The organism is Serratia sp. (in: enterobacteria) (assembly GCF_046715635.1).
Classification (GTDB): Bacteria; Pseudomonadota; Gammaproteobacteria; order Enterobacterales; family Enterobacteriaceae; genus Chania.
On the sequence record NZ_JBKJYW010000358.1, the window covers coordinates 1 to 4477 of the forward strand.

The window sequence follows — 4477 nt, forward strand, 5'->3', positions numbered from 1 at the left end:
GCCGGGGTATTGGGCATGACACCTGAACAGTTGTGGCCGAGTCGTTATCTCAACAAGGCACCCTCGATTCATGCCAAAAAGGGATAACAATGGCGACCACCATCACATCGGTAACGGAAAGCTTTGAATACTTCTTCCATTCGCTGTACCGGCAGGAGTTTGTCAAAACACTACGGTTGAATGAATGCAACGAAAGAGAACTACTCCCCTTGGTGCGTTGCTACCTATTAGGGTACTTTGCTGATGCGGTATCACCTGAGGTGCAGGGGAAGCTACCGGGGACGATAACAGGGAATGGCTACATTGATTTTGTGATTGACGATGTGGCAGTTGAGTTTGCGGTACGCAAGCCAACCGCAGCGAAATCTACCGTCTCCGCGACCGTCAACAGTACGGAAATGAAGAAGCTAATGAAATATCCCGGCAAGGCGTTGCTGGTGTTGTTCGACTTCTCCGGCACACCCTATACAGAAGACCAGATAGAGGCTTTCCGTGATTGGCCCTCATTGGGGAAAGGCAACCATAAGAAATCGGCTTTCAACGTGGCTTACTTTTATGTGGAGAAACGCAAGCCGCTGACACTGAGGAGATTCGTTAAAAATATCCGTATCAACTGACAAGGAGTTAACAATGAAAAACATGATAATAGCAGTCTTGGCTGGCAGCTTGTTTTGCAATGTAGCAGTAGCCGCCAAAATGGAAGGAAAAATCCTTATCTACCAGAAACCCGATGGTGAAATCAAATTATCGGCAGTACCGGGTAATGGGCAACAGGCAAAATACTCGATTAACACCAATGTGGATATGCACGTTTGTGAAGTGGAAGGGATCGCCACTGCTATTGCTGAGACAGCGGAGCATACTACCTTGCAATGGCGAGATAAAGAACAATGCTTAATCACTCTGACATGGGGCCAGAATAGCGTTAATGTCCAGGCTACTGAGGAATGCAATAGTTATTGTGGCATGAATGCCGGGAACTCACTCTCTGGCATTTATAAGTAAACTCATTTTTCAAAATTGCATTGTGTAATTAATTATACATGCAGACCACCAATTATAAGAGGGAGTATGCCAACTGACTTAAATCAAGAATCATCAGTAGACCCATTTTATGACCAGGCGCTTAATATGCTCATCAGCGGTGAACTAAAAAATAATGTCACCGCTGTTCAACAGCATTTTAGGATTGGTTATAACCGAGCGGCGAATCTGGTTGAGAAAATCAGGCAAGATAACATTTCATTGAATAAGGATAGATAATGTCTTTCATTGATAAGCTTAAAGAAAACCAGAAAACGAATGAAGAGGCAGGCCGTAATGATCTTAATGCGGTCAGACAAAAGCTACTCAGTGGCGGCTATGGTCTGACAAAGACGTTCTGGCTATGGTGGTTTATCCCCGCCGTGTTGTTGTCAGTGATAGAATACTTTTCTGAATCAGCAGGGACAATACTCAGGATAGATGCTGGTATGCTGGTTTGGAGTGGCCTGATGTTCCTTTGCATTATGAGAACAACAGCTAATAAACTGTGGAAAGTGTTGGCGCTGCTGGTTATCGGTGTTGACTGCCTACTTTCTCTATTAGGCGTGGCATCATTCTTCCTGTGAGCGTTCCAATGAAACTGAGACTACTCTACTCATGCATTGCCTTGATTGGCCTGTCTGGCTGTGATTCAGGCACACCAAAGTGCAATAGTGATGAGGCTAAAAATCTGGTGGTTGATATTGCTACCAAGGAAGCGGCCAAAACGTATTACAAACTTGATGGTGTGACAATCTCGGTGGAGAATGTCAGAACCGTAGAGCACCAAAGTAAGCTTGATGTGTACCAGTGCGCTGCCGATTTAAAGTTTGCCAATGCTGAAAAAGCCAACTCAATACCCATCACTTACCGCATTCAAAAGACCGATGATAATAACGGTCAATTCTACATTAACGTATTCGGTTTATAACGTATAGGCGGCTGCCCATTGGACAGCCGTTAATTTTTTCATACCCACCTGCATTACCCCCTCTTATTGTACCGAGAACAACCATATGAAAACCTATTATGTAGAAGATAATGTTTGCTATTTGGATTTTTCAGTACCTCCATTACTAGAGATGCCTGAATTCGATCTTGAAGTGAATATATTTACTTGTAACCCGGAAATAATAGATGAAAGTAAGTTACCCGGTTTCGAAGATGAGGTTTTATATAAAAAGATATCTTCCGCAGAAGAGTATGAATTACCTGATCGCTACGTAGATTTAAATATTATCATCATAGACAGCAAAGAAAGTGAAGAGTTTATTGATATTGCCAGCACACTAAAAGCCATCAATTTTGTTCTGGTGCATCCAGACTATCATTTGACAAGAGACATTCCAGACGCACATTTTATCCCGTGCTGGGATAATCCACCTCGTGTATTGCATCATGTGATTTGTGCTGCATTTTATACCGGTGTGCTTTGTAACGCATTCCAATGCTAATTAAGGTGGTACGTAATGTCCTCAATAAAATTAAAGATAATCATCACAGCTATCATCACGATTATCATTGCTGTTCTTATCTGGTTGTTTACGCCCGAAGAGAGGACACCAGAAACACCATCCAAAGCTAATACCCTTTACGTTCAATCGAGTTTACCGGGTGAATGCCGGGCAATAATTACCCCTGTATTGGATGGTGTAAGATCGCCGTCGAGTGAGATCCCCTGCAAAGTGCAACAGCGATCAAAGAAGTAAACGATCCCGTTTGAAAAGTGAATGCTAACCTGAGTGGTACGGGCTTGTACTTCACCACTCATTTTTTGCCAATACACCATGCGCATACATGCAACCGAGAAGTGCTGATTTGCACTGAGCTGACCAGCAGGTTTGACCTATCAGAACCCAGTCTAACTATAGGTCAGGATCGTCTACCGGGGTGGGGTCAGTCCACTCCGCTTGGTGCGAACTATCCAACTTTATGAGGTCGCCAAGGGTTAACCTCTTAACCACATTTGGAAAATTAAAAAAGTCGAAGCTCATTATTTTTAACACCATATCTTGATTTTTATAACTGTTATGGCACTCTTATCCAGTAGCCACATTGATGGATTGCGCTCATTGTTATTTGTCAATACAAACAGAAGTGCTTTTTACAAGGTATATACAGATGAGTATAATAGGTGTAGGGGAAATATTAACGGCGCTCTCGCTAATAACCGCATTTTATTATTATAAAAAAAGTAAAAAAACAAGTATTTTATGTTATAAAGTTGATAGTAGAACAGTCATCAATGATGATGTATATGAAAATTTCAATGGGCAATTAAGTATTAATTTCTCCGGTAACGCTGTAAGGCGATTGACGATATCTAATATTTATATATGGAACCAGGGTAATACCACCTTAGATGAAGAAAACTTATCTCAAAAAAACTTGCTTCAACTTCATGTAAAAGAAACGGAAAAAATACTGAGTATTGAGGTTATTAAATCGACAAAAATAAGCAGTGCTGTCGACGTTCATGTAACAAATGACATTAATATTGCAATGATTAATTTTGACCATTTAAATGTTATGGATGGAGCTATTATAAGGGTACTCCATACATCAACAGGAAATGACATGCAATTCAAAGGGGAATTAAAAGATGCAGATGTAGTAGACTACCAGGGGGGATATAAAAGGCTAAACAAACTAAGAACACAGGAAAGAATATGTAATCTAGCAGGCTTTTTTTTAATGGTGGCTGCTATAGTTTTCGGATTGGTTAATCTATATTATGATTTCCTTCCAACTATAATAGATAAATATAAAATCCCAACTGGCATACTCCCTTATATTATTCTTTTTGTCATAATGATACCTGTAACATATAAAATTTTTTATTTGTGGCCATCAGAGGAAAAGTATAAAATCCCTAGTACCTTACAAGATAAATGACACAAGTATTCAGCGTTAGTGAATGCGAAGAAGTAACCCCATAGTTTTATTTCCAATAACGCTAATAAACAAGATTAGGTGCAGAGTGCATTACTCAGACATTTCAACCAATCACTTTTACCCATAGCCAACCTATCACCATGCTCAGTACACACGCAGCCGAGTAGTGTTGATCTGCATTATACTGCCAGTTACCGGTTTAGCACGTCTAACTGGCTTACAGGCGCTATCTCGGCCCGATCTCTGCTGAAATCTCATTGATACATATCAGGGTTGCAGAATAATCGTCACCACATTCCCCAAACATTCGGTGGTTAGACTATTGGCTGTCATCGCATCCACGACGATCTGCGTATCCCCAACAACCTTAAATGTAAGTGGTGTGACCAACTGGCCCTCACTGGTGAAAGCTGATTGCAGCACTGCCTTAATCACATACAGCGCAGGAGCAGCGTCATCCAGCGCTTCAGAATCCCATTCAGCAGGAGTTACCAACTCGTTACGCCAACCTAGTACTTTGAGGCTTTCCAGCGTGTAGGTCAGCCTAAAAAGGTCACTT

8 protein-coding genes and 1 pseudogene are annotated in these 4477 nt (G+C 41.4%); 8 read left to right on the forward strand and 1 reads right to left on the reverse strand.

The features are described from left to right. Nucleotides 1–9 precede the first annotated feature (9 nt). From ACLQ7H_RS18775 to ACLQ7H_RS18810, 8 genes are all read left to right on the forward strand, one after another. Nucleotides 10–87, forward strand: coding sequence for a hypothetical protein (locus ACLQ7H_RS18775; protein WP_411753978.1), 78 nt, complete (start codon nt 10–12; stop codon nt 85–87). Nucleotides 88–89: 2 nt separating this feature from the next. Next, the gene (locus ACLQ7H_RS18780; RefSeq protein WP_411753971.1) at nt 90–617 is read left to right on the forward strand and encodes a hypothetical protein; all 528 of its coding nucleotides are present in this window, start codon (nt 90–92) and stop codon (nt 615–617) included. 13 nt (nt 618–630) lie between these two features. Continuing rightward, complete coding sequence (locus ACLQ7H_RS18785; RefSeq protein ID WP_411753972.1) at nt 631–1005, forward strand: hypothetical protein; 375 nt, start codon at nt 631–633, stop codon at nt 1003–1005. 66 nt (nt 1006–1071) lie between these two features. Further along, entirely contained in the window at nt 1072–1263 is a 192-nt protein-coding gene (locus ACLQ7H_RS18790; RefSeq protein ID WP_411753973.1) for a DNA translocase FtsK, read from the forward strand. Then, a complete protein-coding gene (locus ACLQ7H_RS18795) occupies nt 1263–1610 on the forward strand; it encodes a hypothetical protein (RefSeq protein WP_411753974.1) in 348 nt (115 codons plus the stop codon). Before ACLQ7H_RS18790 ends, ACLQ7H_RS18795 begins: the two co-directional genes overlap by 1 nt. Before the next feature lie 8 nt (nt 1611–1618). Next, the gene (locus ACLQ7H_RS18800; protein WP_411753975.1) at nt 1619–1954 is read left to right on the forward strand and encodes a hypothetical protein; all 336 of its coding nucleotides are present in this window, start codon (nt 1619–1621) and stop codon (nt 1952–1954) included. A gap of 85 nt (nt 1955–2039) precedes the next feature. Further along, the gene (locus tag ACLQ7H_RS18805; protein ID WP_411753976.1) at nt 2040–2477 is read left to right on the forward strand and encodes a hypothetical protein; all 438 of its coding nucleotides are present in this window, start codon (nt 2040–2042) and stop codon (nt 2475–2477) included. Nucleotides 2478–3144: 667 nt separating this feature from the next. After that, complete coding sequence (locus ACLQ7H_RS18810; RefSeq protein WP_411753977.1) at nt 3145–3918, forward strand: hypothetical protein; 774 nt, start codon at nt 3145–3147, stop codon at nt 3916–3918. Between the two features lie 267 nt (nt 3919–4185). Here the strand turns inward: ACLQ7H_RS18810 and ACLQ7H_RS18815 are convergent. After that, nucleotides 4186–4477 (reverse strand): annotated as a pseudogene (locus ACLQ7H_RS18815) (hypothetical protein); the annotation flags it as partial.

Excerpts from the sequence above, each read along its gene's own strand:
- ACLQ7H_RS18780 (WP_411753971.1), top strand. The coding sequence starts at position 90 with ATGGCGACCACCATCACATCGGTAACGGAAAGCTTTGAATACTTCTTC.
- ACLQ7H_RS18785 (WP_411753972.1), top strand. The coding sequence starts at position 631 with ATGAAAAACATGATAATAGCAGTCTTGGCTGGCAGCTTGTTTTGCAAT.
- ACLQ7H_RS18790 (WP_411753973.1), top strand. The coding sequence starts at position 1,072 with ATGCCAACTGACTTAAATCAAGAATCATCAGTAGACCCATTTTATGAC.
- ACLQ7H_RS18795 (WP_411753974.1), top strand. The coding sequence starts at position 1,263 with ATGTCTTTCATTGATAAGCTTAAAGAAAACCAGAAAACGAATGAAGAG.
- ACLQ7H_RS18800 (WP_411753975.1), top strand. The coding sequence starts at position 1,619 with ATGAAACTGAGACTACTCTACTCATGCATTGCCTTGATTGGCCTGTCT.
- ACLQ7H_RS18805 (WP_411753976.1), top strand. The coding sequence starts at position 2,040 with ATGAAAACCTATTATGTAGAAGATAATGTTTGCTATTTGGATTTTTCA.
- ACLQ7H_RS18810 (WP_411753977.1), top strand. The coding sequence starts at position 3,145 with ATGAGTATAATAGGTGTAGGGGAAATATTAACGGCGCTCTCGCTAATA.